Genomic DNA, 26,594 nt, shown 5'->3' on the forward strand with positions numbered 1-26,594 from the left:
GAAGCAGCACCCTAACAAATCCGCGCCAGCGCGAATCCACCCGCATCCGCGACTTTCTGACTCAGTAAGACTAGGCGCCCGCCGCCACGTGCGGGCGACGCCGGCATCAACCGGCGGGCAGATGCGCCGAGGGCAACAAGCGCGCCTGACGCAACGCCGCCAGATCAGCCGAGCCGGTGCAGAAGCAGGCGACGGCCAACTGGCGGATGACGATCTCGAAATGCGCGACAACCGCCTCGGTGGATACCGTAGCCGCGCGCAGCACGCCGGCCGCCTGCCCGGCGATGTCCGCGCCCAGGCGGATGGCCTTGGCCACGTCGACGCCGTCGCGGATCCCGCTCGACGCGATCAGCTTCACCGTTGGCAGCGCCCGACGTACCGCCTGCACGCTGGCCGGGGTCGGAATCCCCCAATCGGCGAAGGCCATCGCCACTGCACGGTCGGCGGCATCGCGGGCGCGCTCGCCCTCCACCGCGGCCCAACTGGTGCCGCCGGCGCCGGCGACATCGATCACCGCCACGCCCGCCTCGACGAGCGCACAGGCCACCGAGGCGGACAGGCCCGACCCCACTTCCTTGGCCACGATCGGCACGCCCACGCTGCGCGCGGCGCGAGCGATCTGCGCCAGGACGCCGCGCCAGTCGCGGTCGCCCTCCGGCTGTACCGCTTCCTGCAGCGGATTGAGATGGACGATGAGTCCATCGGCCTCCAGCGCATCCACCGCCCGGCGCGCCAGGTCCAGGCCGTCGGCCTCGCGCAGTTGCGCGGCGCCGATATTGGCCAGCAAGGGAATGTCTGGGGCCAGGCGGCGCAGCGCGCGCGTCAGCCCCTGGGAGTTGCGGGATTGCAGGCTCACGCGCTGCGAACCGACGCACATGGCGATCCCCAAGGCTTGCGCTGCCTCGCTCAGATGCCGGTTGATGGCATCGGCGCGTGGCATGCCGCCGGTCATGGAGCTGATCAGCAGCGGCGCGCGCATGGTCTTGCCCAGCAGCGAGGCGCGCAGGTCGATCTGCGTCAGGTCCAACTCGGGCAATGCGCAGTGTTCGAAACGGATGTACTCCCAGCCGGCGGCGACCGTGGCCAGCGCCGTTCGCCGATCCAGCACGATGTCCAGATGGTCGTCCTTGCGCCGGCTCAGGGCGGTGTCGCTCATGCTCGCTCCATCCGTCGCATCGGGCGACGGCGTTGCGTCGGATCGGACCGACGGCAGCGCGCGCACGCCGCCGCCTCCCGCGCGTTCAGGCCGGCGCACGCTGGCCTCCACCGCAGCGTCGCTGCGGTAGCGGCTGGTCGAGGTCTGGTAGTACTGCGCGCGGATGGCCGCCATGGCCTCGATCAACGGTCCCCACGGCGCGGGAAAGCGTTCTTCCGCCATCACCCGGTGCAGCATGCGCGTATGGCCGGCCAGCTCGTCGTTGAGGAACTCCACCACAGGCATAGCCGGATAGCGCTGCCGCAGCAGGATCGCCGCATTGTCGGCCTCGCCGGCCGACCTGTCCTTGTCGCGTCCATGCAGATCGTTCTGCAGGCGCCCTATCGCGGAGATGAGCCGCAGGACCTGGCGAAACGCCGGACGCGCGCGCAAGGTCGCCATGTCCAGCCCCCACAGCAACGACAGGCAACAGAACACGTTCGTGTAGGCGATCGAATCGATGCCGTTGTGCAGGTACTCGGCGTAGGACCAGCGTTCCGCCCCTGCCGCCTGCGCGTGTCCGGCGCGCAGCGCCGCGCAGTAGCACCGGGTATCGTCGAGAAGCTGAGCATAGTCGCGACGATCGTAGGCGAGCGCGGCCAGCGAAGCGCGCAGCACAGCGCAGCCCTCGAATCCGGGGAGCGCGCACGGCACGCCCTGCCCCAGCGCCTGCTCCACCGCGGCGAGCTGCTCCGGCGCGATCAGGCCAAGGTCGTTGCAATCGTCGAGCCAGAACAGCAGCGCCAGTTCGCGATAGAACGCCACGATGAGCGTTTCGTCCTGCGGATCGCGGCCGGTGCGGGCGCTGGTGTCGCGCAGGCTCGGGTGGATGCTCTGCAGGATGTACTGGCCGCCCCTGACCGCTTCCACGGCATGCTCGTCGGCGAACCCGGTCAGGGAACGCCCCCACTCCAGCACCTGCTGCAGCGCGCGTTCGGTCTGGATCATGGCGCCGCTCCTGCTCCCTCGGCCAGGGCGCGCCGCCCCCAACGAAGCGCCAGCCACAACCCGGCGAGTTCGGCCACGCGCACGACCCGGGTGGGGCAATACAGTTCCTTGCCGATCCACAGCGGCGTCTGCGGCAATGCATGCGCCGCATGGCGGGCGAGCATCCACTCCAGCGCACGCGCCACCGCCTGCGCGATGCGCCGGCACCCTGTCGGCTCTTCGCTCCCGTCCATCACGTACAACGCGAACAGCGCATAGGCGGTTTCCTCGAATGTGGACGCGCGACCGGCGCCCCAGCCGCCGTCGTCGCGCTGCGCCTGCAGCAGCGCCGCCAGCGCGCGCTCGTCGCGCCACTGGGGCTTGCCTTGCGCCAGCGCAGCGACCGCATGCGCGGTGGGATACAGCCACGAAACGTGCCATTTTTCGTTGTCCCATAGGCCGTACGGGTTGCGATTGGCCTCGACGTAGGCGCTGGTGCCGGTGGCGGGCTTTCCCAACAGTCGCAACGCATGCAGGGCATGGATGTTGGTCGACACCGAGGCATTGCGCTCGCCGGGGAAGGTGACGAACAGCTCGCCGATTTCGAAATGGCGCAACGCATCGACCGCCGGGTCGCGGCCTGCAAGGCGCAGGACGCACAACGCAACGGCGGTGTCGTCCGCATCGGCCGCGAAGTGCAAGGCCGGGCCCAGACCGCGCACGCCCAGGCGGGCGTCGAGCTGCGCGACGATCACGCGCACCGCCTCGGCGAGCGCGGGATGCGCGAACAGCCCGGCCAGATGCAGGGTGTACAGCGACCAGCATGGCTCGAACACATTGATCGGCCAGACGTTGGGAACGACACCTTCGATGCCGCTGCGCGTCGCCCGCGATGCCGCCTGCAGATACGCGTCGGCGCGCCCGACCTGCGACGTGCTCCCCTGTGTCACGGCGTGCGCACGCCACGCGGCGGTGGCCGCCGGACTGATGCCGATGCTGCCGTCGTCATCCGGGCATGCGGTGGTCGGCGACGTCCCCCAGGCTTCCCAGGAGTGCAGCAACGGATGGCCGCTCGGCAACGTCGCCACCGCCCCCAGCTTGACCAAGCACGCTTGCCGCAACGGCAACAGCGCCGGGTGGCGCGGAAACGCCACGCCGCCCAGCAAGGATGCGGCCTCGCCGCACAACTGCGGCAGGATCAGCTCCGCGCCGATCGGTGCGTCTTCCGGCACCGTATGCGCGTAGGGATCGGGCTCGCGCTCGAGGAACCGGGTTGCAGCCTGGACTGCGTCGGCAGCGCCGGGAAGAGGATCGGCACGCTGCAATGCCAGCAACGCCGCCCACGTGGGCGCATGGCGGAACAGCGGGAAATCCGCGCTTCCCCATCCGCCATCGGCCTGTTGCTGCGCGATGAGCCACGCGTATGCGTCCTGCCGACCGGTGACGTTGCCGTGGAACTGCAGAGCTCGCGCCGTGTCGTAGACGGACGGGCCGACGCTGCCGCCGTCGCTCATCTCGCTCAGCAGGTGGCGCAATTCGGAAAGGATCTGTTCGGACAGCGCGTTCACGCGGGATGTTCCTTCTGCAGACGGTCGACGAGAACCAGGATCGGGCAGACGCCGCGCACGTCGCCGCAGGCCCGTCGCGGCCCGGCGCATGGGCAGCGCCGGACGGCCGCGCTGCTCCGGCGCGGCGACGCGCCCCGATGCTGGCGCCGGTCCGCCGCATAGGCTTGCGCGCCGCGTGCGCCGCGGCCGTGCTGCGCAACCGCTGCGATCGGCGCCGCGGACTCGGACACAGTGCAGCATGCACCGCTGCCGCCGGCCGATCGCAGCGGCACAGGGGCGACTCCACGCGGACGGGCGCGCTCATGCGCATGGCGCGTGCTTGAACAGATACGCGTTGGCCCGCTGCAGCATCTGCGCCAACCGTTCCGCACGCGGCCCCAGCGGGGCGATGGCCTCCCCGGCGTCGCGCAACAAATCCAGCGCGAACTGGCGCGCTGCCTGCAGCCCCATGATTGACGCGCAGGTCGGCTTCTGCGCCGCTGCGTCCTTGCCGGGGGTCTTGCCCAGCGTCGCGGTATCCGCTGTCGCGTCGAGAATGTCGTCGACCACCTGCAACGCCAGGCCGAAACAGGCGGTGTAGCGATCGAGCGCACAGTACAGCGCAGCGTGCGCGGCATCCTCCGCGATGGCGCATAGCGCGCCCATGCGAACGGACGCGCGCACTAGCGCTCCGCTCTTCATCCGGTGCATCGCCACGATCCTGTCCAGCTCGACGTGCTTTCCGACCAGCGACAGATCCATGGCCTGCCCGCCTGCGGCACCCTCGGCGGACACCGCCTGCGCCAGTTCGCGCACGAGCGCGACACGGTTGTCGCCCGGCGCATCCAGGCTCGCCAGGGTCAGGAAGGCGTGCGCCTGCAGCGCATCGCCGACCAGGATCGCAGTGGCTTCGCCGAACTTGACGTGCACGGTCGGAAGGCCGCGGCGAAGCACGTCGTCATCCATCGCGGGCAGGTCGTCGTGGACCAGGGTACAGGCATGCATCATCTCGATGGCGGCGCCGACGTCGTCGAGCATGTGCGCCGGCGTGTCGGCCAGTGCACCGGCAGCCAGACAGAGCAAGGCGCGGGTGCGCTTCCCGCCATTCAAGGTGGCGTAGCGCATCGCCGCCATCAGCTCGGTCTCATCGTCGTCTTCGGCGCAGAGAAGACGCGCCAGCGCCTGTTCGACCCGCTTTGCGCCGTCCTGCATCCAGATCTCCGGCAGCAGCCTGCCGGATGCGCCGCGCGCCTGCGCGTCCAATCCGCCGAGCGCGGAAACGCCAGTTCGGTCGTCGTGTAGCGTAGAACCGGTCTGCATGTTGTTCATGTCCTTGTACCTGACACGGCCACGGCGAGCGCCGAGCCGCCGCGGTGTTGCCGGCGTCGCACCGAGCGCGCGCCAAGTGCAGCAATGCCGCGCGTCACCGGCGCCGCTGCCTCGCCACACGGGGATGCGAGCCAGCTCATGAGAATCCGATGCGGATTGTCATGGACGGATGTGCGGTCGGGTAATAGCGCCGGCCTTTTTCGACGCCGCTCAGCAACCGCGGCCGCACCCCGGCCTTGTGCATGGTCAGCGCCAAGGCGATGCAGAACTGCACCAGTTCCAGCCATACCAAGTGGTAGCCGATGCAGACGTGTGGGCCGGTACCGAACTGCAGCATGTCCACCGGCCGGATCGGCTCCGTGCGTTGCAGCCACCGCGCCAGGCGAAACTGATCAGGCGCCTCGTGCAGCAGCGCCGAGGTCGAGAAATGCAGCAGCGGGATGCACAGATGGGTGCCCGCGGGAATGCGCCGTTGGCCGAGTTGCAATTCCTGCAGCGCGCGACGCGGCAGGAGCGTGGTCGCCGGATGCACGCGCAGCGTCTCGCGGAACAGCGCCTCGGCGACCGGACACTGCGCCAGATCCGCGTGCCGGGTCGGCACCGCGCCCACGCGTTGCGCCTCCTCGACCAGGGCGTCCCACAGCACAGGCTGCCGCGCCAGTTCGATCACCATCCAGGCCATCGTCGAGGCAGTCGTGTCGTGACCGGCAAGCAGCAGCAAGCGGATATTGGCGACCAGGACGTCATCGGAGAGCGCATCGTCGCTGCGATCGAAGGCGCTCACCATGTCGTTGATCAACCCGGTGCGCGCGGCATGCGCGCGCGCGTCGCGGACGAACTGGCGCAACTGCGCGTCGATCCAGTCGCGGGCGGCGCGGCCGCGCCGCAAGGGCAGTCCGGGCAGGTCGACCGGGGGCGCGACGATCAACTGCAGCAGTTGCCGGTACTTGCGATGCCATCCCGGCAGGTCCTGCGCGGGCATTCCCAGGAGGCTGAAGATGAGCTTGAGCATCAGGTCGCCGGTTTCGCGCAGGATGGTTACGTCGCCGCGGTCGCGCCACGCCTGCACCCGCGCCCGGATGACGGGCGCGAACAGGTCGCCGATGCCGGCCTGGGTCAGCCCCTTGGGCAGGAACGCCGCCTTGATCGCATCGCGCGCCTGCCGGTGCGCGCCGCCGTCCTGGGCAACCAACGTTCCGCCAAGCAATTCGGGCGCGATCTCTTCGATCAGCGCCGAGGACACGTCCTTGTGCCGGAGCAGTGCGAGCGCATCCGGATCCACGCAGGTCATCAGGTGTCCGGCAGGGCCGAAATCCAGCCAGAAGTGGCTGCCCAGCGTCCGTTCCGCGCGCCGCAGCAGGCGCGGCAGGTCGCAGATGATGGCGGGAAGATGCCCGACCAGGGGGAAAGCGCCGGGCACGACCGGGATGTCGTGCCGGAGCCGGTGCCGACGGTCCAGCGGGTTGAGCAGCATGTCCATCAGCAGCGCGGCGCCGCGGCCGCTTCGGCGGTGTCGCCGGCAGGCCGCGCGGCGAGGCTGTTGCCACCGTCGGCGTACGTCGGCACATGCGCCAGCATGCCGCCGTCGATGCACACGACCTGGCCGGTGATGAACGCAGCATCGTCGGAGAGCAGGAACGCCACCAGCGCGGCCACGTCCTCGGGGCGGCCGACGCGCGGCAGGAGCTGGTGCCGGCGCAGATGCCGTTGCGTGCACTCGTCCAGCTTGGCGAGGAGACGCTCGGTCATGACGAGACCCGGCGCAACCGCGTTGCAGCGGATCTGCGCATGACCGTACTGGGTGGCGAGTGAGGCCGACAGCATGTTCATCGCCGCCTTCGACGCGGCGTAGGACGTCTGCGCGGTGTCACCGCTGAGCCCCTGGCACGACGACATGTTGACGATCGCGCCACCGCCGAGGGCGATCATCCGTGGGATGGCCTGCCGGCAGCAGAGCAGCGTGCCGCGCAGATTGGTCGCCATGGTCTGATCCCAGACCGCCAGGTCCAGGTCGAGGATCGCGCGGTCGCGCGGGGTCAGATGCATGGCGCTCGCGTTGTTCACCAGCAGGTCGACCCCACCGAAGTGCCGCTGCGCCGTCTCGAACAGCGCTGCCACCGCCTGCGCATCGGCGATGTCCATGGCCAAGGCCAGCGCGTGGCCCGCTTCGGCCGCGATCTGCGCGGTGCAGGCGATGGCCGCCGAGCCATCAATGTCGGCCACCACCACTCTGCCGCCCTCACGTGCGATGGCGAGGGCGCATGCCTTGCCGATGCCGGCGCCGGCGCCGGTCACCACGGCCACCTTGCCTTCAAACCGTGCCATCGTGTCCTCCTGGATTGCGTTGGTCTTTCGCGGCATGCCGCTCGGCCTCCGCAGGAGAAGGCGCAGGGTCGGCGCTGGCGCGCTCGTCATCGCCAGCGTCGCTTTCGATGACCCGAATGGCGGCGACCGGACACTGGCTGGCCGCGAGCCGCACGGCGGCGTGCAGCGCCTGCGGGACCGTCGCCACGCACACTTCGGCCACGCCGTCCGGTTCGCGCTGGCGAAAGGTGCCCGGCAGGGTCAGCACGCACTGCCCGGTGGTTCCGCACAGATCCTGGTCGACCACGACGCGCATCTCAGCCCCCCTGCGCATGCAGCCGCACCGGCAGCGCGCGGAACGTCCTAATGAACGCGGAGGGCTCCCGGGTCGGCTGCTCGGCCAATGCCAGCGTGGGGAAGCGCGCCTGGATCCGCGGCAGGCTCTCGGCCAACTGCACCCGGGCCAGTTGCGCACCGAGGCAGAAGTGGATGCCGTGGCCGAAGCTCAGCATGATCTTCCCGTCGGTCGACATGCCAGGACTGGTGCCGTAGAACCGCGCGGGAGCGAAGCGGTCGGGATCGGCGAAGGCGGCCGGGTCGCGATTGCCGGCCGCGATCAGCACGCGCACGTCCGCGTTCTTCGGGATCACCACGCCGCCCAGTTCGATGTCGCGCTGGGCGATACGCGGAATGGAGCTGAACATGGCGGGCGCGTCGCAGCGCAGGACTTCTTCGACGAATGCCTTCACCCCCACGGCGTCTCCCTGCAGCCAGTGCCGCTGTTCGGGATACGCCAGCATCGCCAGGACCGCATGGTCGATGGTCGCAGCAGTGGTTGCGAAGCCGCCCAGCAGCATGCCCCACAGCATGCTGATCAACTCCGCATCCGACAGCGTGTCGGCATCGTCGTCGTGTTCGCCGACCAGCATCGACACGATGTCGTGGCGGGGATTGGTGCGCTTGCGCTGTATGAGGTCGCCGAAGTAGGCCTGCACCCTGGCGCTGGCCGCGTCCGCCGCGGCGAGCTGGGGATCGCTGGCGTGCGGGCTCAGGCCTTCCAGAATGGCGCCGATGCCGGCGGCGAGTCCAAACATGTCGTCCTGGGGCATGCCGAACAGTTCGGCGAAGACCAGCATGGGCAAGGCCAGCGCGAATTCCCGATGCAGGTCCACCGGCTCCCCGCGCTCCAGCGCGGGTGCCATGCCGTCCAGGCGCGCTGCGACGATGCGCGCGATGCTCGGCCGCAGGTTGTCGATCTGGCACATGGTGAAATCGCGCGAGATCAGCCGGCGCAGACGCGTATGCGTCGGTGGTTCCTTCATCGCTAGCGTGGACGCCAGCAGATTGAGTGACAGGCTGGTCGCCGCACGCGGGAAATAGCGCGCCAGTTCGCCCGGCGCCGGTCCCCGAAACGCATCGCCCGTGGCCTTGAGCGCCCAGTAGATGTCGGTGTGGCGGCTCAACAGAAAGAGGCCCGACGCAGCGCGATGCACCGGATCGTGCTCGCGCAACCACCGCATGAACGGATACGGGTCGTGGATGCACGCTGGCGACGCCAGTTCGGCGAAGGCGTCCCGGCATGCTGCCGTGGTTTCTTGCACGTCCATCTTGGTTACCTGTTGGCTGGCTGATCTGACCGGCGCGCGCCAGGCGCGCCGGCAAGTTGCGGAGAAGATCGCGATTCCCGGCGGCGTCCGCGCATCACCAGAGCACCGGGAACTCCTCGAACCCGCCAGTGATGATCTCCTTGCGCAACTTCAGTTCTTCGGGCGCCACGGCTAGGCGCAGCGCGGGGAAGCGCTGGAAGATCGAACCGAACACCACCTTGAGTTCCAGCCTGGCCAGCGCCACGCCGATGCAGTAGTGCGGCCCGCAGGAGAACGCCAAGTGCGGATTTTCGTCGCGTCCGATGTCGAAGATTTCCGGGTCGTCGAAATGGCGCGGATCGAACGACGTCGCCGGCAGACCGACCAGCACCTTGCTCTCCGCGGGAATATGCACCCCTGCGATGGTTACATCGGTCCTCGGATAGCGCATGATGCCGTCCCAGCCCGCGCCCGGCGGGTACATGCGCAGGATTTCCTCCACCGCCTTGTCCACCAGGGATGGATCGCCGACCAGGCGTTCGCGCTGTTGCGGATGGCGGAACATGGCCAGCAGGCCGAATTCGATCTGCGCGACGGTGCTCTCGTGCCCCGCCACCAGCATGCCCGCCGCCAGGCCGATCGCCTCTTCCTCGGTCGCCTTGCCCTGGTCGACCGCCGCGAGCAGATCCGTCAGGAGGTTGTCGCCCGGATCCTGGCGCTTGTCCCGCATCTTGCCGCGAATGTAGGCGCGCAGTTCTTCCCAGGCCAGGCGCGACGCGCCGCGCGGGCCGCTTTCATGCTGGTGCGTCATCACCTCGTCGGACCGCCCGGCGAAAAAGGCGTGATCCTCGTAGAGCACGCCCATCAGCGCGCTGATGACCATGGCCGGAAGCGGAAAGGAGAGCTGGCGCCGCAGGTCGGCGGGCTGGGGCTGGGCCGCCAGCGTCTCGAACAACTGCGCGGCGATCGCCTCGACCTGCTGCGCGAGCAGCTTCATCCTGCGGTTGCTGAAGGCCGGCGCCACGATCGTGCGTAACCGGGCATGCTCGCCCCCCTCGTGCGAGACCAGCCACCCCGGCGAACCGAGAATCACCGAATCCGGGGTGAATGCCGCCGGCGGCATTCCCGCGGGCCGGAACGCCGCGTCGGACAGCGCCGCCTTGGCCTCGTCGTAGCCTGTCACCCACCAGCCTTCGTGCCCAGACGGGAAGCGCACGCGGTGGATCGGACCGTTGGCGCGTAGCGCCAACATCTCGGGCGAGGGCTCGATGTGATCGACGCGCCACATCGGCAGCGTCGGCAAGGGTTGTTCGGACATGGTGGCACTTCACTCTCTAAGCGATGGAAGGGCGCAAGGTGACCGGCAGGCGCTGCGGGCAGCGAATGACGTAAGACGGCATGTAGACGGCGTCCTCCGCGGCGTAGCCCGACTCGATTATCAAGATCGACCAACGTGTAACTGTCTAGGCATACCGCGCGGCGAGATGCAGAACTTTATCCTGCGCCTTCGAGTTCAGGATGAGGCGAGTGTGGTGGGCCTTTGAGTCGCAGCCGGCCATCAAGATTTCCTGCGCAAGTGTCGACAAGGGCGGCGAGCCTATTTGGTAGGGGGCGGTTTCGCCGAGGCCCCCTTCCCATAGAATGCTATCTGATGCGGATTTGACATTTTGCTTTTCTTTCTTCGTTCCATCGATCGCGGTGTCATCCACGAAATGAGGATGCAATCGCTACAGCCGCTTTTGCCGCTAGGTTCTTTGCTCATCATCCCAGCAATCCGCGTGCCACGTCGAATACCGTGCTCGCCCGCATAGCGAGAGTGAAACATGCATGCGCGCCAACATGTCAGCTGGAATGGTCGCAACATTTTGTCAGGTTCGCGACATCGATGCGTATCCATCTTGACCTGCATAGAGAGGTCGAAGCCCCACATCTAAATCAACGTCGAACTCTGATTGAGATGAGCAAGCACTACGATCTCGCATCGAGGTTCACAATTACGACCATCTACAAATAACGAGGCAAAGTGCTGGGGATCGACAAGAGTGATTGGGTGGTACTGACCTGCCCCGGGTACGTTCCGGGGACTTGATCTTCGCTCGAAAAACTGGACAGGAGTGGCGGGCTATCGCCGGACGGGAGCCGCTGGATCGCGTGCCGTCCCGGCTTCTTCCTACCAGTCGCCGTGCTCTCCCGACTGTTCCGGCGATTGTTTCTCGAAGATCTGCAAAGGCATTCGATGCCGGTGAGTTGCGATTCTTTTCGTCATTGGAACGGCTGCACGATCCCGTCGCATTCCGGCGCTATCTGGATCCCGCCCGCCAGGTCAACTGGGTAGTCTATGCCAAGCCACCCTTCGCGGGCGCTGAACGGGTTCTGGAATATGTCGGACGCTACACACACCGGGTGGCAATCGCCAACAACCGGATCGTCGATATCGAGGATGGCAAGGTACGCTTCCGGTGGAAGGACTATCGCAACGAGAACCGGCAAAAGGTGATGGCGCTCGACGCCGGGGAGTTCATCCGGCGTTTCCTCGTCCATGTCTTGCCCGAAGGATTTCAGCGCATCCGCTATTACGGTTTCATGGGCAACCGCTACCGCAAGCAAAAGCTCGCCCGCTGCCGCGAACTGCTCGGAATGCGGCAGTCCGATACGCCGGTAAAACCGAAGGAAGGACGCGACGGAGATATCGTAGTCGGCGGCGCGTCTGCCGAGCTCGATCGCGTCATGCATCGGGCTATGGGGCGAATGCACGATACGGTTGAAGTCGTAAAGCTGCTTTGCGGCGCCGCGCTTGACCGAGACGACCTTCTTGACGTGCCCGGGCGTCGCCTTGACGTCGACCCCCGCCGTTTCCGTTTCCTTCTGAAGCCGCTAGAGCTGAACTGCTTCCTTGACGATGTCGACCAACCGGTCCGGCTGCCATGGCTTCGTGATGTATTGATAGATGCCGGCCTCGTTGAGGCCGGCGATGATGTCTTCGCAGTCAGAATAGCCGGAGATGATCATCCGCACCGGATCCGGCCATATCTCGCGGACGCGCTCCAGGAAGCTGACGCCCGATTCGTGCGGCATCCGCTGGTCGCAGAGAATGGCGTGGACGATATCGCCTTCCAGGAGCTTCTCCGCATCGGCCGCATTGCCGGCGCACAATACCTCGAAAGCCTGGTCGAGGACGCGCCGCAGAGCCTCCTGCGAGCGAATCTCGTCGTCGACAACGAGAATGGTTCCTTGGACGTTTCTGGCACGTTTCCTGCGGGCTTTCTGGCATGCTCATGATCGCACCGTCATGCAGGTGGGTCGTGCGCGCTTACGCCGGGACCGGTGATTAGCGATGGTCAGCGGCGTACGCGACTTCGGGACCTTGTGAATGAAATTGTAACGCGCCACGTGGTAGCTTGGATCGAAGCCGTAGAAGTTGAGCCGCATGCGGCGCAGCTCCTCGTTGCGGTACGCGTCGAGCGGCTTCTCGGCTTCGTCGGCGGCGCGGCGCCTTTGCTTGTCGACAAGGCGCGCGGCATAGTCGGGATCCGATGCAAGCGCGGCGGCGAGCTTCACGAGATCGTCCGTTGCCGCGCCCCTGGCCGTCAGCACGCGATCGACGATGCCGAGGCGTCCGGCCTCAGCCACGCCCATCGGCAGCCGGCATTGAGTGATCATGGCCGCATTCGCGGCACCCGCGCGCCGCGGCAGAAGATAGGTCCAGTATTCCGAACCGTAGAGATTGCCCATGTCCTTGTAATGTGGATTGAGCACGATCCGATCGCTGGCCCAGACCTCGTCGGCGGCGAGGCTGAGGAACACGCCGCCTGCGCCGGCATTGCCGCGAACGACGGAAACCACCAGCCGATCGGTGGTCTCGATAATGGCCCGCGCGAGATCGTCGATCGCGTTGATGTTGCGCCAGGACTCATCCGCCGCGCTGTCGGCGGCCTCGATCTCGGCAAGATGAATGCCGTTCGACCAATAATCACGGCCGCCGGTCAGCAGCAGCACCTTGGTTGCGCGCGCAAGCGCGGTTCGATAGGCGCTGAGCAGTGCCTTGCAGTCGTCGGAGCTCATGGCGCCGTTGTAGAAGTTGAATTGCAGCTCGCCAACCTCGCAATGCTCGCGATATTTGATCGGACCGTAGCCGCATCCTGGCCTGAGCGGCAGATGCGCGGCTTCCGACGCGAAGATCTTCGTCGCCGGAAGCTTGAAGCTCTTCGGCCCGACACTCCGGACGTGGCCGATCCAGACCGCGCCGTCGACGGTCGCCCGGGCCAGCGCACCGTCGCACTGCGCCACCACGGTGCCGGGTACGCCGGAGATGCCATGGGCCTCATGCGCATCGAACAGCCGGACGTCCTGCCAGAACAGACTGTCGGTCAGGCCGGGCACGCCGTCGGCGCTGTCGATCTTGCGAAGCACCTCGACGGTTGTGTCGTGGTGCCAGTCGATCGCGCGATCCGCTTGCCGGCAGGGCCCCCGCACGCGAATGCGCGGATCGTCGCTCGCCATTAACGCGGGCGCCTCGTGCCCGGCCTCGATCGCGGCAATGGCCTCGAGCACCGCCTCCACCGCGCAGGAGGTGACCTCGTTGCGGTAGATGCTGGACTTCGCCGCACGCCGCATCGGGAACGTGCGATGGACCCAGATCGGACCGGCGTCGAACTCGCCATCCGCCTGCAGCACCGTGACACCCCACTCCGCGACGCCCTCGAGAATGGCCCAGTCGAGAGCCGCAGGACCGCGGTCACCGGGCGGGCCGGGGTGCACGACGAGGCAACGCACGCCACGCCAGACATCGTCCGGGATCGCCCGTTTCAAGAACGGCGCGATAACGAGATCGGGCCGATACAGCGCAACACTTTCGCGGGTCACGTCGGGATGGATATCGAGTTCGACCGAGACCTCATGGCTACGCTCGCAGAGTTCGACATGCAGCCGCTGCGTCAGGTTGTTGAAGGAATGCGACAAAAGCAGAATGCGCATCCTGAGCCTCAACAGATCCGGGGTAATTGTTCGCCCGACAGCCAGTCGACGATCCTTCCGCCGCCAAAGCTCGTCGCCATCTGCACGAAATGGTGGTCGTCCGCCACGGCCTCGCCGATCTCGGCGGCATCACGGCCGAGCGGATGCACCCGCATCGCCGCAAGCACGGCTGCTGCAACCTCGGGCGCCACGATCGCTGCCAGCTTGCCTTCGTTGGCGACGTAGAGTGGATCGAGCCCGAGCAGTTCGCAGGCCGCAGCAACACCGGGCTTCACCGGGATCGCCGCCTCCTGAAGTCGGAAGCCAAGGCCGGACTGCTGGGCGATCTCGTTCAGCGTCGCGGCGAGCCCACCGCGGGTGGGATCGCGCATCAAACGGATGCCCTTGCCGCCGGCCGCCAGCATGCTCGCCACGAAATCATGCAACGACGCGGAATCCGAGACGACCTCGGTGTCAAAAGCGAGGTTCTGCCGTTTGGACATGATGGCGACGCCATGATCCCCGAGCGTTCCAGAGATCAGGACACGATCGCCGACGCGGGCATTCCCGACAGAGAGGTCGAGCCCGGCAGGCACGACACCGACCCCGGCTGTCGAGATGAACAGGCCGTCGGCCTTGCCGCGCTCGACGACCTTCGTGTCACCGGTGATGATGTAGACGCCCGCGGCTCGCGCGGCCTCGCCCATGGAATCCGCAATCATCTTCAGGTCGGAGAAACGAAAACCTTCCTCGATGATGAAGCTCGCCGAGAGATAGAGCGGCCGCGCGCCGGCCATGGCGATGTCGTTGACCGTGCCATGCACGGCGAGCGAGCCGATATTGCCGCCCGGAAAGAACAGCGGCGAGATCACATAGCCGTCGGTCGTCATCACCATGCGCCCGGCGCTGACATCGAACGCAGACTGGTCGTTGCCGCACGCCAGCCATTCATTGCCGAAGGCCTCGTGGAACAGGCCCGAGATCAGTTGCGACATCGCGCGGCCACCGGATCCGTGGGACAGGTCGACGCAGCCGTTCCTTATGTCGAGCTTGCGCTGATGGGCTTTCATGACGCCCGCCGTTGCTGATGATCGCGGAAGCGGCCGTAAGTCCAGTGTGCCGCACATGCACCCTCGGACGAGACCATACAGGACCCCATCGGCGTCTCCGGCGTGCACACCGTGCCGAACAGGTTGCAGTCAACCGGCTTCTTCATGCCGCGCAGGATGGCGCCGCATTCACAGGCCGGATTGTCGGCAACGCGAAGTTCATTCATGTCGAACCGGACCTCGGCGTCGTATTTGGCGTAGGCCCGCTTCAGCTTGAGCCCGCTATAAGGCACTAGGCCGAGACCGCGCCACTCGAACTGGTCGCGCAGCTCGAAGATGTCGGAGACCTCCTCCTTGGCGCGCAGATTGCCGTCACGGGTCACTGCGCGGCTATACTGGTTCTCCACCTCATGTCGGTGCTCGTTGACCTGCCGCACCAGCATCAGGATCGCCTGCATCATGTCGAGCGGCTCGAAGCCCGCGATCACCACCGGCTTGCCGAATTCTTCGGCAAAGAACTCGTAAGGCTCGGTGCCGATGATGGTCGAGACATGGGCCGGTCCGACGAAGCCGTCGATCTCGACGCGGCCGATATTGCGGATATCGGGGCTTTCCAGGATGTTCTGCATCGCCGGCGGCGTCAGCACATGATTGCAGAACACGCTGAAGTTCTTGAGCTGTTTCTTCTCGGCGAGCCGGATCATCACGGCGGTCGGCGGCGTCGTGGTCTCGAAGCCGATGGCGAAGAACACGACCGCGCGGCCGGGATTTTCTTCCGCAACACGGATTGCATCAATCGTGGAATAAACCATGCGGACGTCGGCGCCGCGCGCCTTCGCCTTCAGCAGCGAGGCACCCTGCGAGCCCGGCACCCGCATCAGGTCGCCGTAGACGCAAAGGATCACGTCCGGCCGCTCGGCGAGCCGGATCGCCATGTCGATGCGTCCCGCTGGCAAGACGCAGACCGGGCAGCCGGGACCGTGGATCATCCGCACATTCTTCGGCAGCATATCCTCCAGCCCGTAGCGGGAGATTGCATGCGTGTGGCCGCCGCAAAATTCCATGAAACGATAGGATTTTTCCGGATCGGCCTCCGAGCGAATCGCCTTCGCCAATCCCAGCGCGATCTCCTTGTCGCGAAACTCGTCGGCATATTTCATTGCGCGGCTTCCCGGCTTTCGGCGCCGATTTCACGCAACAGCTCCAGCGTCCGCTGCGCCTCCTCCGGATCGATCTTGGTCAGGGCGTAGCCGACATGGATGATCACGTAGTCGCCGACGGCGAGGTTTTCGATCAGCGCCACCGAGATCTCCTTGCTGACGCCATCGATCGAGACGACGGCCATGTCGTCGGGCAGGAGCTTTGTGACCTCAGCAGGTATCGCGAGACACATCAGGCGTTTCCTTCCGGGCCTTGCTGTTCGAGGAGTTGGAGCGCGGCGACCCAGGCCTGCCCGAGGCTGAGGCCGCCGTCATTGGACGGCACCTGGCGAGGCAGCAACGGCGAGAGCCCGGCGGCGACGCAGCCGCGCCCGATCTCGTCTGCGAGGATCGCGTTGAGGAAGCAGCCACCGCTCAGGATGACGGTCGTGACGCTGGTCTCCAGTGCCGCGCGCGCGATCCAGTCGATGCAGGCGGCGGCGAAGGTGCCATGGAAGAGCTCGGCCCCATCGACCGGATCGACCGCAAGGCGCTCAAGCAAGGGGAAAAGAGACAGCACGCCATTCTCGATCGTCCAGCCGTCCTCCGCGAGGCGCGGTGTGCGGACACGCGCTTCCAGCTTCATTGCGGCTTCGCCCTCGTAACTCTGCACAGGACAGAGACCAAGCAGCCCCGCCGCCGCGTCAAACAGCCGGCCGGCGCTGGTCGTCGTCGCCACGCCGGGCTGGTCGAGCATAGCGCAGAGACGCGCAGCCTGCGGCTGCATCGCAAAGCGCTTCGCAATCGCGTCGCCGCGCCGCAAGGCGTGCAGCACGCTCGCGGCCATGCGCCACGGCTCGCGCGTCGCGCGATCGCCACCCGGCATCTTCATCGGCGCCAGATGTCCGAGCCGCCGGAAGCGTGCACCATCGCACGAGAGCAACTCGCCGCCCCAATTGCCACCGTCGCTGCCATAGCCGAAGCCGTCGAGCACCAGCGCCAACGCCGGCCCTGCGACGCCATGTTCCGCCATCACGGATGCCGCATGGGCATGGTGATGCTGGACCGCGATCAGCCGCCTCCCGCTGGCTTCGGCGAAACGGGTCGAGGCCATGTTCGGATGCAGGTCGTGGGCGATGACGACCGGCTCGATGTCCAGCGTCGAGAGCAGGTGACCCACCGTCTCCTCGAAAAAGCGAATGCCTTCCGCGGTGTCGAGATCGCCGATGTGCTGGGAGACGAAGGCTTGGTTGCCGCGGATGACGGTGACCGTCGACTTCAGCGCGCCGCCGACCGCAAGCACCGACGGGACGGACTTCGCGAGCCTAATCGGCTCGGGAATATAGCCGCGGGCGCGGCGGATGAACTGCGCCCGGCCCGCGACCACCGACACGACAGAGTCGTCCGCGCGGGTGACGATGTCGCGGTCATGCGTGACGATCAGGTCGGCGATGCCGGCAAGCCGCCGTTTGGCCTCGTCATTGACGATCACCAGCGGCTCGCCGCCAGGATTGGCGCTGGTTGCCACGATCGCCCAACTTGCGCCGTCCGCTCGCGGATGCGCCGAATTGAGCGCCTTCAGCACCAGATGATGCAGCGGCGCGACGGGCAGCATGACGCCGATCCGCGACAGCTCCGGCGCAATCGCGGGCGCGAGCATATTGCGGGATCTCATCAGCACGATGGGCCGCGGCGAGGATTCCAGCAGCGCGAGCCCGACCGCGTCGATTTCAGCGATCTCGCCGACCACATCCGTCGAGCCGACCATCACGGCGAACGGCTTCTGATTGCGATGCTTCCGGTGCCGCAGACGCCACACGGCCGCATCTTCACGGGCATTGCACAGCAATTGATATCCGCCGAGCCCCTTGATCGCGACGATCCTTCCGTCGGCGATCGCAGTGGCGATCTGCTTGGTACCATGACTGATCCTTGGCCCACATCGCGGGCAGGCAATTGCTTCGGCGTGGAAGCGACGGCTCGCCGGATCGGCATAGTCTGCTGCGCAGGCCGTGCACATCGCGAAGCGCCTCATCGCGGTGGTACTGCGGTCATAGGGCAGCCGCTCGGCGATGGTGTAGCGCGGGCCGCAATGGGTGCAGTTGACGAAAGGATAGAGATGGAAGCGGCTCGCCGGATCAAACAGCTCGCTCAGACACTGCGGACAGGTCGCGGCATCGGCGGCGATCCGGGTCGAGACCTTGCCCTGCTCGCTGGCGCGGATGTGGAACTCGTCGCTTTCGGTGATGCCGACCGGTTGCACGGAAATCTCGTCTATCCGAGCCAGTGGCGGTTTTTCCCGCGGCAGCGCATCGACAAAATCGGCGGCGCGCTCGCCCTCGACCTCGATCACCACGCCATCGGGATCATTGGCAACGAAGCCGCCGAGCCGATAGCGCGCGGCGAGGCCGTAGACGTAGGGACGAAAGCCCACGCCCTGCACGGCGCCGCGCACATGCAGGCGCAGCCGTCTTCGGTCTCGCGCCATGGCCTCGCCGCTCATGCTCATCCCGACACGGCCATCTCGGTCGGCTTCATCTGTGCAACCCGCTTGCGAATCCAGGCATAGAATGCCGCAAAACCCTCACCGGTGCACGCCGACACCGTCAAAACCTCGATCTTCGGACTGACCCGGCGCGCATATTTGATCGTCCTTGCAAGATCGAAGTCGAGTACGGGCGCAAGATCGATCTTGTTGATCAGCATCAGAGAGGAGGCTGCGAACATGTCCGGATATTTCAGCGGCTTGTCCTCGCCTTCCGTGGTCGAGAACACCACGATCTTGCAGGCCTCGCCGAGATCGAACGCCGCGGGACAGACTAGATTACCGACGTTCTCGATGAAGAGGATGCCGCCGTTAAGCCAGGGCAAGCGGTCATAGGCTTCGCCGACCATGGCGGCATCGAGATGGCAGCCCTTGCCGGTATTGATTTGGATCGCCGGCACGCCGGTCGAGCGGATCCGTTCGGCATCGTTGGAGGTCTGTTGATCGCCTTCGATCACGCCAATCGGAAAGCTGTCCTTCAGCTCGGACACGGCGCGAACCAGAAGCGAGGTTTTTCCGGCACCGGGGCTCGAGATCAGGTTGAAGACGAGCACGTCGTCGGTGCGGAAGCGCGCGCGGTTGTCGGCGGCAAGCCGATTGTTCTTGCCGAGAATGTCGCGCTCGACCTGGATGATGCGGTCGCTGCTCATGCCGGCGATCTGCTGGCCTGCCGGGTTGGCGCTGCAATCGACCAGCCCGCCATCGCCGGGCGCGTGATCATGATGATGGTGATGATCGTGGCTGTGCCCATGATGATGCGAATGATCGTGCCCATGGGAATGATCATGGGAATGATCATGGGTGTGTTCGATGGACGCTTTGGCATCGCTGCAACCGCATACCGTGCACATCAGTCGACCTCCAGTTCTCTCACGCGCATCTCTTCGCCGCCGGTCACCTGCAATTGATAGCTGCCGCAGGACGGACACGGCTCACAGCGCTGCTTGATCTCGACGCCTTTGGAGCAGGCCATGCACCAGGCCGCTCCCGGCGTCTCGACGATCTCGAGCCTTGCTCCTTGTGCAATGGTGCGCGCGGCGACGGCCTCGAAGCAGAACTTCATCGCCTCAGGCGCAACATGGCTGAGCGCACCGATCTCCAGGCACACGACGTTCACCCTAGCGAAGGCGCGCTTGCGCGACTCCTCCTGGATAATCTCGATGATTCCCTCGCACAGCGCCATCTCATGCATGGCCGATCTCGCGGAAGCTGAGGCTGAAGCCGACGCACGGATCGAACGAGCCGACGAGCGTGCGGACCGCATCCAGCCCCTGCCGGCCCCCGGCGAGAACGGAGCCCTGGAGGCTGCGAACCAACGGCCCGCGGGCATGGAAATTCCACTCCGTCGGCGCCAAGAATTCGAAGCGGACGATGCGGTCTTTATCGTCGAGCTCGACGGCATGATAGAGCCGGCCCCGCGCGCATTCGACAGCACCCGCGCCTCTGCCGGTCCCCAGCCGGTAGCTCTGGAGGACACCGTCCTCGACTGTCCCATCGTCCGCCTCGAGGAAGGCGCAGAGCCGCGCCACTTCCGCGATCCGCGCCTTCAGACGCTCGGCGGGCCCCGCGCCCGGCGGCAGGATCGGCTCACGCCCAACCCGCCGCGCCCAGACGCCGGTCTCCGGAATCCGGCCATGGAGATCAGGCGCATCGGAGAATATCGCGCCATCGGCAAGCAGCCGCATGACGATTTCGAGATCGTCGGCTGCCGATAGGAATGACTGTTCGACCACCGGCGGCAGCAAGGCATCGCCATCGAAATTCGCAAGATGTACCGCCAGCGCGCTGCCGGCCCCGGGGGTTTGCTCCTCGCTCGCGATCCCGAGCGCGGCGAGCGATGCCCTGATCTTCGCCACCGCCTCGCGGCGCGAGACCGCCTCCCCGCGCTCGGCGATGCTGCCACCCAGAACGGCCGTGGCCTCCATCATGGCACGAACGGCTGCGGCGCCGGCGCCGTCAAGCGTGAGACGGCCAACGAACAGGCCGCGTAACAATTCGGTCAGGCGTTCGGCGACGACAGCGACGACGCGACCGTGCTCGATCTCGAGACTGGCATCCTCGCCCCGCGCCGCATCGACCGCGGACAGGAAAGCTACCTGATGCGCCATCGAGCACACGGAGAACAGACGCGGCAGCACCGACGGCAGTTTCGAGGCCGGCTTTCCCGCGAACAAGCGCGTCAACGGCGGCCGGCTGCGCGGCCGGATCGCGACGTCGGCGATCGTGCCGCCGGCGAGCCACACCGTGATGTCGATCTCGTTGCGGAAGGCCAGGCTCATCCGCACCGCTCCGTCAGAACACCGCGCAGGAAGTTACGCCGATCGATCGGGCTTGTTGCGGGCTCGCGACGACGGACCGCCTCCTCGCTGTCGGCCGGCAGCATCAGCTCGGCGAGGGTCGCTTCGGCCGTCGCCCACGCGGCGACCATGTCCGCAAACTGGAACATCGGCGAGAACAGCGAGCAGCTCGCGACCAGGCCCATTTGTCCGACCTCGCTGAGAGTGAATTCGATATCGCCCGCAGGGAAGCGGATTCGCAGGCTCGGGCCCGACGTATCCCGCGCGATCGCACTCGCCGGCATCACCACGTTCATGAACCAGGGCGTGACCATGATGCCGATGGTCGTGCTGTTGAACCAGCGGAAACCGACCGCTTTGACGCCGAGCGCGTCGTTGTAGATCGGCAGATCGCGCATCGCGCGCTCGCCGATCTCCCGATAGCTTCCTGCCAAGAGCCCGCCCCACGCTTCGGCTTCGGCGTCGGCGTCGCTGGCCGGAATTTGCGCATCAGCCGTCATGACTCGATCGCCATGAACTTGGATTTTGGAGAGTCGCAGTTCGGGCAGCGCCAGTCTTCCGGCAACGCCGCGAACGGAGTGCCGGGCGCGATCTGTGCCACCCCGTCGCCATCGGTGGGATCATAGACCGTCCAGCAGATGCCGCATTCCAGCCGCGTGACATCGGCGACGTCCTGGCGCACGCCAAAATTCTCGAACCCGCTCATTTGAAATAGGCCTCGATGATCTCCTGAAGCCGCTCAGCCGAGTCCTCGAAGTCCGCGTCAGCCGCAATCGCCACCGTCGGCACGCCGCCGACCTCCAGCGTATCGAGGATGATGGTGTCCATGGCGTTCAAGAACTGCACCGACCAGACATTGCGGATGCCCGTGGAGAGCACCCGGCAGGTACCATAGCCGCGAGAAAGCAGTTGGATCGGCCCGTTCTTGATCGTGTCCTGGAGAAAACTCATGTCGACCGGGCTCATCGGCAGCAGCGTGAAATTGATGATCTGCGAGCGGATGCCCGGCCGCCATGCGAGCGCCCGCTCGCGGATTTCCGCAAGCACCGGCAGCACGTTCATGGCACCTGCGGGGGCCTGCCCGATCTCGAAATCCGCAGCCGTGAGATCGGCAGCGGCGCGCTTCACGATCTCCGGGATCGGCCCCACCTCGAGATATTCGTGATTGGCGTCGCGCTCGAGCCGCACGCGCCAGATCCCGGCCAGCACAGCTTCCTGGATCTGCGCCAACGATCCATCGGGCAGCGCAACGACGGCGGCCACTTCGCCCTCGCCCATCACGTCGGCAATCAGCTTGCGCTCGAGATCGTTGAGATTGCCAAGCCGGAACAGTTGCGTCGGCATGTCGGCCTTCTGGCTCGCGATCGCTGCGGTCACCTTCGACAACAGCTCGATGGCGTTCGGGCAGACCCTGGCGAGTTCCGCGCTGTCGAGCGTGGCAAGCTTGGCCAAGGCACCGGCCGCGGTCAGGCTGCCGCTCATCGCGTTCAGGCTCTCATCGCCGATCGGAAACACGTTGATCGGCTGCTCCGCGCCCTCGGGCGCCGTCCAGAAACCCGCTTTCATAGTTCGACATCTTGGCGGTGCTGGGGAACGACGGTTGTCATGACAACGGCGCTCGTGCCGCGCGGACGGTCGACCAGCTTGGTGATGCGGTCGACATAGATCGACCAGTCCTGGATCTTCGCGATCAGCCCGAGTGTCTCGCCCTTGGCGACGAAGATCAGCGTCGGCTGCACGCGCACGCCAAAACGCTGGCCGAGTTCGCTCTCGGCACCGCGGGCGATCACCGCGGCACGCAACCGACCCTCGAATGCCTCGATCAGCTCCGGCAGCACGACCGCGACGTCGATCGCCTCCGGAAAACGCGCGGGGTCTCCCGCGGACAGCAACACGGCGATGGCGCGGGCCTCGTCGGTCGTATTCAGAAAACGATCGACCGTCGTAGCATCCACTTCCGGCAAGCCACGCCGCGCCAGATCCTGCCTTCCCTGCTGTAATTTCATCAGACCTCTCCTGACAAGCTTATGATTCTGCTGGGAATAGGATCAGCAAGGTACGTGCCAAGGACGGTTATCACCTTTCCTAATTTATCTAGTTGATTTGAATCATATATTTCCACGACAGGAGATGCATCAATCCCAAGACGGAAAGCTAATTTCCATATCGGATGAAAATGAACTTAGCAGATAGAAATTTATCTCCCAGCGAGGACGCGGGCTCTCGTGGAGCGGGCTGCCGCCCTAATCAAGCCGGAGATGCTCGGGCAGTTGCGGCTCGCGGTCAATGAGGTCGGCGAAGAAGCGATCGCAATCCTCGCCATTGATCGCTGCGCCCAGACCGTCGATCGCGGCGCCGATCAGGCGCGCCTCGGCCTCATGCAGAAGGCGAACCGCGGTGTCGATAAAGACCAGCACCCTGGCACCGGCCGGCGGGTTCGAGAGCAGCAGCATCGAAACGCGCCGCTGCTCGCCTCGGAACTCGCACAGCGCCGATATCCCGTCAGTCTCAACGATCGTCATCGGCAAGCCGAGGCACATGGCGGATCTCCGACGGTGTAGCCGGTCAGGCCGGCCGCCCCCTCATCTCATAATGCTGATGATCGATGTCGTTGGCGAGCAGCCGCTCCGATTCTGCCAACGGCGCGGTGCGCGCCATCACCTCGACGCCCCATGCAGCCAGGATCTGGCAACCAAGCTCGAGCGCCGGCGCGATCTGATCGCGCACCGGCTCCGTCAGCGGCCCACCCCAATCCTCGAGGTCGAGCGGCTGGCAGCCGATCAATACGAGATGTCGCGGACAACGGCCAAGCAGGTCGGCCGCGCTGATGACCTCCTGGAAGCCGGTCTGGTGCAAGCTCATCTTCTTGGCGCCGGAGAAACGCGGCACCTCGTCGTCGCGAACGAGCTTCAACTGCCCGGGCTCGAGCCCATAGTCGATCGCGTCGAACACGATCAACCGATCCGCATCCTCCAGGTAGTTCACGAGGTAGAGCCCCTGCGTGCCGCCGTCGAGAATGGTGACGTTGTCGGGCACGGCGTAGCGGCGGTGGAATTCCTCCACCGCGCGCACGCCAAAGCCTTCGTCGGCCCACAGGATGTTGCCGATGCCGAGCACCAGGATGCGGTTTGCTTGCGAAGATGTCGGCATCGGTATCATTCCAGTCTCTCAGTCGCGGAATTGCCGCTCGCCGGAGATCATCGAGGAGATAATGCTCTGGCGCGACATGATGTCCTCACGGACAGCGGCGTAGATGTGCACCATCACGAACACGACCAGCGCCCACATGCCGAGATGATGCCAGGTGTGAACGTCCTGGCTGTTCGGCCAGATCGCGAACACCCAGCCGAACAGCTTGTGCTGCCAACTGTCGATGCCCGCACCTTCCGAATAGAGCGCAAAGCCGGTAACGATCATGAACGCCACGAACAGCGTGAAGCCCGTGAACATCGCGGTCCGCGCCAGCGGGTTGTGGCCGACATACATCTTCGGCTCGCGCTCCAGGAACGCATACCAGCGGATTTCATGCAGCACTTCCTTCCAGAAGTGCTTGCGATGCACCGGCAGATAGAAAATCTGCCGGGAATGGTGATTTCCGACGAAGGCCCACAGAATGCGGGCAAGGAAGAACACCGCCAGCACCTGCCCCGCCGCGAAATGGGCAAAGCGGATATAGCCCATCACGAAGTTCGCCGAGGCCTCGCCCTCGACCGACGGCAATGGCGTTCCGATCAGATAACCGGTCACCATCAGCACGATGATCGAGAACGCGTTCACCCAATGGCAGATCCGCACCGGCGCTTCGTAGACATAGACGGCGGGACGGCCGACACCATGTTCGCCGGTCGCATCGGCCGCTATCGCGGAGAGGTCCGGCTCGGCTTCCGGACGTGCAGCTACATCCATCATGGCGTTTCCCCCTGCTTCACCTGACCTTGACGCTGGCCATTTCCTGGCCGTCCGGACTCATGACATGCGTGGAGCAGGCCAGGCACGGATCGAAGGAATGGATCGTGCGCAGGATCTCCAAAGGCTGCTCGGGATTGACCATCGGGGTGTTCATCAGCGAGGCCTCGAATGCACCGATGTTCCCTTGCGGATCGCGCGGTGACCCGTTCCAGGTGGTCGGCACCACGCACTGATAGTTGTCGATCTTGGTTTCCTTGATCTTGATCCAGTGCGCGAGCGCCCCGCGCGGCGCCTCGGTGAAGCCAAAACCCTTGGCCTCCTTCGGCCAGCTCTCCGGCTTCCACTTGTCGACGTTCGCGGTCGAGCTGTCGCCGGCCCTGATGTTGGCGACGAGCTTGTCCTGGAAGTAGCGCATTTGTCGTCCGGCCCAGACCGACTCCAGCGCGCGCGCCGCCGTGCGACCGAGCGTCGAGAATAGCGCCGACAGCGGAAGGTCCATATCCTTCAGGAACTTGTCGACAGGATCCTTGAACTCGGCCTTGTTCTGCGCATAGCCCACCACCCAACGCGCCAGCGGGCCGACCTCCATGGCATGACCCCGCCAGCGCGGCGCCTTGATCCATGAATATTTTCCGCCCTCATCGAGCTGCTCGATCGCGGTCTTGGTGCCTTTCGCATTGGGCCCCAGCACGTAGTTCGGCTCGGTCACGCCGTCCCAGGGATGCAGTCCCTTGGTTTCGTCGGGATATTTGTACCAGGAGTGAACCACGAACTCCTGGATCTCATCGGGGTTGGCATGATCGACGGGAAGCACCTCCGAGAGATTGCCGTTTATGATGGCGCCCCGCGGCAGCTTCAGGCTCTTGGAGGAGTAGTCGTTGGCGTGTTCCGGCACGTCGCCATAAGAGAGTACGCTCTTGCCGGAAAGACCGCCGCCGTAGAGCCAGTCCTTGTAGAACGAACCGATCGCCGCCACGTCAGGCAGGTAGACCTGCTCGTTGAACTCGATCAGGCGATCGATGATCGACGAGATCAGGTTCAGGCGTTCGATGTTGATGGCACCGACCGCGCCCGTGCCGTCGACGTTGATCGGACAGGGCACGCCGCCCACGAGCCAGTTCGGATGCGGATTCTTGCCGCCGAAGATGGTGTGGATCTTGACGATCTCCTTCTGGAAATCGAGCGCCTCCAGATAGTGCGCGACCGCCATCAGATTGGCCTCAGGCGGCAGCTTGTAGGCCTTGCTGCCCCAATAGCCGTTCTTGAAGGGCCCCAACTGCCCCGACTCGAAGAACTTCTTGAGACGGATTTGCAGGTCCTTGAAGTAACCTGGCGACGACAGCGGCCAGCTCGAGATCGACTGCGCGAGCGTCGAGGTTGCCCGCGGGTCGGCCGAAAGCGCGGAGACCAAATCGACCCAATCCAGCGCGTGCAGGTGATAGAAGTGAACGACGTGGTCGTGCACCTGCAAGGCAAGCTGCATCAGATTGCGGATCGAATTGGCGTTCTCCGGAATGGTGATCCCGAGCGCGTTCTCGACCGCGCGCACCGACGTCAGCGCGTGCGTGCCGGTGCAGACGCCGCAGATCCGTTCCGTGAACGCCCAGGCGTCGCGGGGATCGCGGTTCTTCAGGATCACCTCGATCCCGCGCCACATCGTGCCGGTGGAGACTGCGTTTCGGATGACATTATCGGCGTCGACATTGACCTCGATCCGCATGTGACCTTCGATACGGGTCACCGGATCGACGACGATGCGCTTGCCGGAATTGTCGAGATTGAAGCCGTTGGGAGTCTGGATACCCATGATTTTC

At 65.6% G+C, this 26,594-nt stretch carries 25 protein-coding genes and 3 pseudogenes; 1 reads left to right on the plus strand and 27 read right to left on the minus strand.

Translation table 11 applies throughout. The features are described 5' to 3' along the window. Window positions 1-106: 106 nt before the first annotated feature. The 10 genes and pseudogenes from fni to IVB23_RS14460 all read right to left on the minus strand — a co-directional run bounded on the left by fni (window position 107) and on the right by IVB23_RS14460 (window position 10,597). The gene (fni, locus tag IVB23_RS14415; RefSeq protein WP_247803971.1) at window positions 107-1,156 is read right to left on the minus strand and encodes a type 2 isopentenyl-diphosphate Delta-isomerase; all 1,050 of its coding nucleotides are present in this window, start codon (window positions 1,154-1,156) and stop codon (window positions 107-109) included. Between the two features lie 85 nt (window positions 1,157-1,241). Then, window positions 1,242-2,143 (minus strand): annotated as a pseudogene (locus tag IVB23_RS14420) (hypothetical protein). Next, window positions 2,140-3,690, minus strand: coding sequence for a hypothetical protein (locus tag IVB23_RS14425; RefSeq protein WP_247803972.1), 1,551 nt, complete (start codon window positions 3,688-3,690; stop codon window positions 2,140-2,142). Before IVB23_RS14425 ends, IVB23_RS14420 begins: the two are co-directional and overlap by 4 nt. A 300-nt stretch (window positions 3,691-3,990) precedes the next feature. Beyond that, window positions 3,991-4,989: a polyprenyl synthetase family protein gene (locus tag IVB23_RS14430; RefSeq protein WP_247804870.1), complete on the minus strand. Its 999-nt coding sequence runs from the start codon at window positions 4,987-4,989 to the stop codon at window positions 3,991-3,993. A gap of 145 nt (window positions 4,990-5,134) precedes the next feature. Further along, window positions 5,135-6,478, minus strand: a complete 1,344-nt coding sequence (locus tag IVB23_RS14435) for a cytochrome P450 (RefSeq protein WP_247803973.1) — start codon at window positions 6,476-6,478, stop codon at window positions 5,135-5,137. Then, window positions 6,478-7,323, minus strand: coding sequence for an SDR family oxidoreductase (locus IVB23_RS14440; protein WP_247803974.1), 846 nt, complete (start codon window positions 7,321-7,323; stop codon window positions 6,478-6,480). Before IVB23_RS14440 ends, IVB23_RS14435 begins: the two co-directional genes overlap by 1 nt. Further along, window positions 7,310-7,618, minus strand: coding sequence for a ferredoxin (locus tag IVB23_RS14445; RefSeq protein ID WP_247803975.1), 309 nt, complete (start codon window positions 7,616-7,618; stop codon window positions 7,310-7,312). Before IVB23_RS14445 ends, IVB23_RS14440 begins: the two co-directional genes overlap by 14 nt. 1 nt (window position 7,619) lies before the next feature. Further along, on the minus strand, window positions 7,620-8,909 hold the full coding sequence (locus tag IVB23_RS14450; protein WP_247803976.1) for a cytochrome P450: 1,290 nt from the start codon (window positions 8,907-8,909) through the stop codon (window positions 7,620-7,622). Window positions 8,910-9,003: 94 nt separating this feature from the next. Continuing rightward, the gene (locus tag IVB23_RS14455; protein WP_247803977.1) at window positions 9,004-10,206 is read right to left on the minus strand and encodes a cytochrome P450; all 1,203 of its coding nucleotides are present in this window, start codon (window positions 10,204-10,206) and stop codon (window positions 9,004-9,006) included. 145 nt (window positions 10,207-10,351) lie between these two features. Beyond that, window positions 10,352-10,597 (minus strand): hypothetical protein, encoded by a 246-nt coding sequence (locus IVB23_RS14460; RefSeq protein WP_247803978.1) that lies wholly within the window; start codon window positions 10,595-10,597, stop codon window positions 10,352-10,354. A gap of 407 nt (window positions 10,598-11,004) precedes the next feature. Here IVB23_RS14460 and IVB23_RS14465 point away from each other — a divergent pair. After that, window positions 11,005-11,468: pseudogene (locus tag IVB23_RS14465) on the plus strand (transposase); the annotation flags it as partial. A 99-nt stretch (window positions 11,469-11,567) separates the two neighbouring features. On the opposite strand, the pseudogene IVB23_RS14470 reads toward IVB23_RS14465, so the two are convergent. From IVB23_RS14470 to IVB23_RS14550, 17 genes and pseudogenes are all read right to left on the minus strand, one after another. Next, window positions 11,568-12,113 (minus strand): annotated as a pseudogene (locus IVB23_RS14470) (response regulator); the annotation flags it as partial. Window positions 12,114-12,161: 48 nt separating this feature from the next. Continuing rightward, on the minus strand, window positions 12,162-13,862 hold the full coding sequence (locus tag IVB23_RS14475; protein WP_247803979.1) for a hydrogenase maturation protein: 1,701 nt from the start codon (window positions 13,860-13,862) through the stop codon (window positions 12,162-12,164). Window positions 13,863-13,870: 8 nt separating this feature from the next. Beyond that, entirely contained in the window at window positions 13,871-14,911 is a 1,041-nt protein-coding gene (hypE, locus tag IVB23_RS14480) for a hydrogenase expression/formation protein HypE (protein WP_247803980.1), read from the minus strand. Then, the gene (gene hypD / locus IVB23_RS14485) at window positions 14,908-16,050 is read right to left on the minus strand and encodes a hydrogenase formation protein HypD (RefSeq protein ID WP_247803981.1); all 1,143 of its coding nucleotides are present in this window, start codon (window positions 16,048-16,050) and stop codon (window positions 14,908-14,910) included. Before hypD ends, hypE begins: the two co-directional genes overlap by 4 nt. Further along, window positions 16,047-16,283: a HypC/HybG/HupF family hydrogenase formation chaperone gene (locus IVB23_RS14490; protein ID WP_247320217.1), complete on the minus strand. Its 237-nt coding sequence runs from the start codon at window positions 16,281-16,283 to the stop codon at window positions 16,047-16,049. Before IVB23_RS14490 ends, hypD begins: the two co-directional genes overlap by 4 nt. After that, window positions 16,283-18,538, minus strand: a complete 2,256-nt coding sequence (gene hypF, locus IVB23_RS14495; protein WP_247803982.1) for a carbamoyltransferase HypF — start codon at window positions 18,536-18,538, stop codon at window positions 16,283-16,285. Before hypF ends, IVB23_RS14490 begins: the two co-directional genes overlap by 1 nt. Further along, entirely contained in the window at window positions 18,535-19,425 is an 891-nt protein-coding gene (hypB, locus tag IVB23_RS14500) for a hydrogenase nickel incorporation protein HypB (protein ID WP_247803983.1), read from the minus strand. The genes hypF and hypB overlap by 4 nt, the downstream gene beginning before the upstream one ends. Then, window positions 19,425-19,766 carry a hydrogenase maturation nickel metallochaperone HypA gene (hypA, locus tag IVB23_RS14505; RefSeq protein ID WP_247438836.1) on the minus strand — a complete coding sequence of 114 codons (342 nt, stop codon included), beginning with the start codon at window positions 19,764-19,766 and terminating at the stop codon, window positions 19,425-19,427. The genes hypB and hypA overlap by 1 nt, the downstream gene beginning before the upstream one ends. Further along, window positions 19,759-20,853: a nickel-dependent hydrogenase large subunit gene (locus tag IVB23_RS14510; protein ID WP_247803984.1), complete on the minus strand. Its 1,095-nt coding sequence runs from the start codon at window positions 20,851-20,853 to the stop codon at window positions 19,759-19,761. The genes hypA and IVB23_RS14510 overlap by 8 nt, the downstream gene beginning before the upstream one ends. Then, complete coding sequence (hybE, locus tag IVB23_RS14515; RefSeq protein WP_247803985.1) at window positions 20,850-21,371, minus strand: [NiFe]-hydrogenase assembly chaperone HybE; 522 nt, start codon at window positions 21,369-21,371, stop codon at window positions 20,850-20,852. The genes IVB23_RS14510 and hybE overlap by 4 nt, the downstream gene beginning before the upstream one ends. Then, complete coding sequence (locus IVB23_RS14520; protein ID WP_247320203.1) at window positions 21,368-21,577, minus strand: rubredoxin; 210 nt, start codon at window positions 21,575-21,577, stop codon at window positions 21,368-21,370. Before IVB23_RS14520 ends, hybE begins: the two co-directional genes overlap by 4 nt. Further along, entirely contained in the window at window positions 21,574-22,437 is an 864-nt protein-coding gene (locus tag IVB23_RS14525; protein ID WP_247803986.1) for a hydrogenase expression/formation protein, read from the minus strand. The genes IVB23_RS14520 and IVB23_RS14525 overlap by 4 nt, the downstream gene beginning before the upstream one ends. Next, window positions 22,434-22,877, minus strand: a complete 444-nt coding sequence (locus tag IVB23_RS14530) for a hydrogenase accessory protein (protein WP_247803987.1) — start codon at window positions 22,875-22,877, stop codon at window positions 22,434-22,436. Before IVB23_RS14530 ends, IVB23_RS14525 begins: the two co-directional genes overlap by 4 nt. Window positions 22,878-23,114: 237 nt before the next feature. Next, entirely contained in the window at window positions 23,115-23,411 is a 297-nt protein-coding gene (locus IVB23_RS14535) for a HypC/HybG/HupF family hydrogenase formation chaperone (protein ID WP_247511870.1), read from the minus strand. 25 nt (window positions 23,412-23,436) lie between these two features. After that, complete coding sequence (locus IVB23_RS14540; RefSeq protein WP_247803988.1) at window positions 23,437-24,021, minus strand: HyaD/HybD family hydrogenase maturation endopeptidase; 585 nt, start codon at window positions 24,019-24,021, stop codon at window positions 23,437-23,439. An 18-nt stretch (window positions 24,022-24,039) separates the two neighbouring features. Beyond that, window positions 24,040-24,780 (minus strand): Ni/Fe-hydrogenase, b-type cytochrome subunit, encoded by a 741-nt coding sequence (gene cybH / locus IVB23_RS14545; protein ID WP_247803989.1) that lies wholly within the window; start codon window positions 24,778-24,780, stop codon window positions 24,040-24,042. A 16-nt stretch (window positions 24,781-24,796) separates the two neighbouring features. Beyond that, the gene (locus IVB23_RS14550) at window positions 24,797-26,587 is read right to left on the minus strand and encodes a nickel-dependent hydrogenase large subunit (RefSeq protein WP_247803990.1); all 1,791 of its coding nucleotides are present in this window, start codon (window positions 26,585-26,587) and stop codon (window positions 24,797-24,799) included. Between the last annotated feature and the right edge of the window lie 7 nt (window positions 26,588-26,594).

Source organism: Bradyrhizobium sp. 191 (assembly GCF_023100985.1).
Taxonomy (GTDB): domain Bacteria; phylum Pseudomonadota; class Alphaproteobacteria; order Rhizobiales; family Xanthobacteraceae; genus Bradyrhizobium; species Bradyrhizobium diversitatis.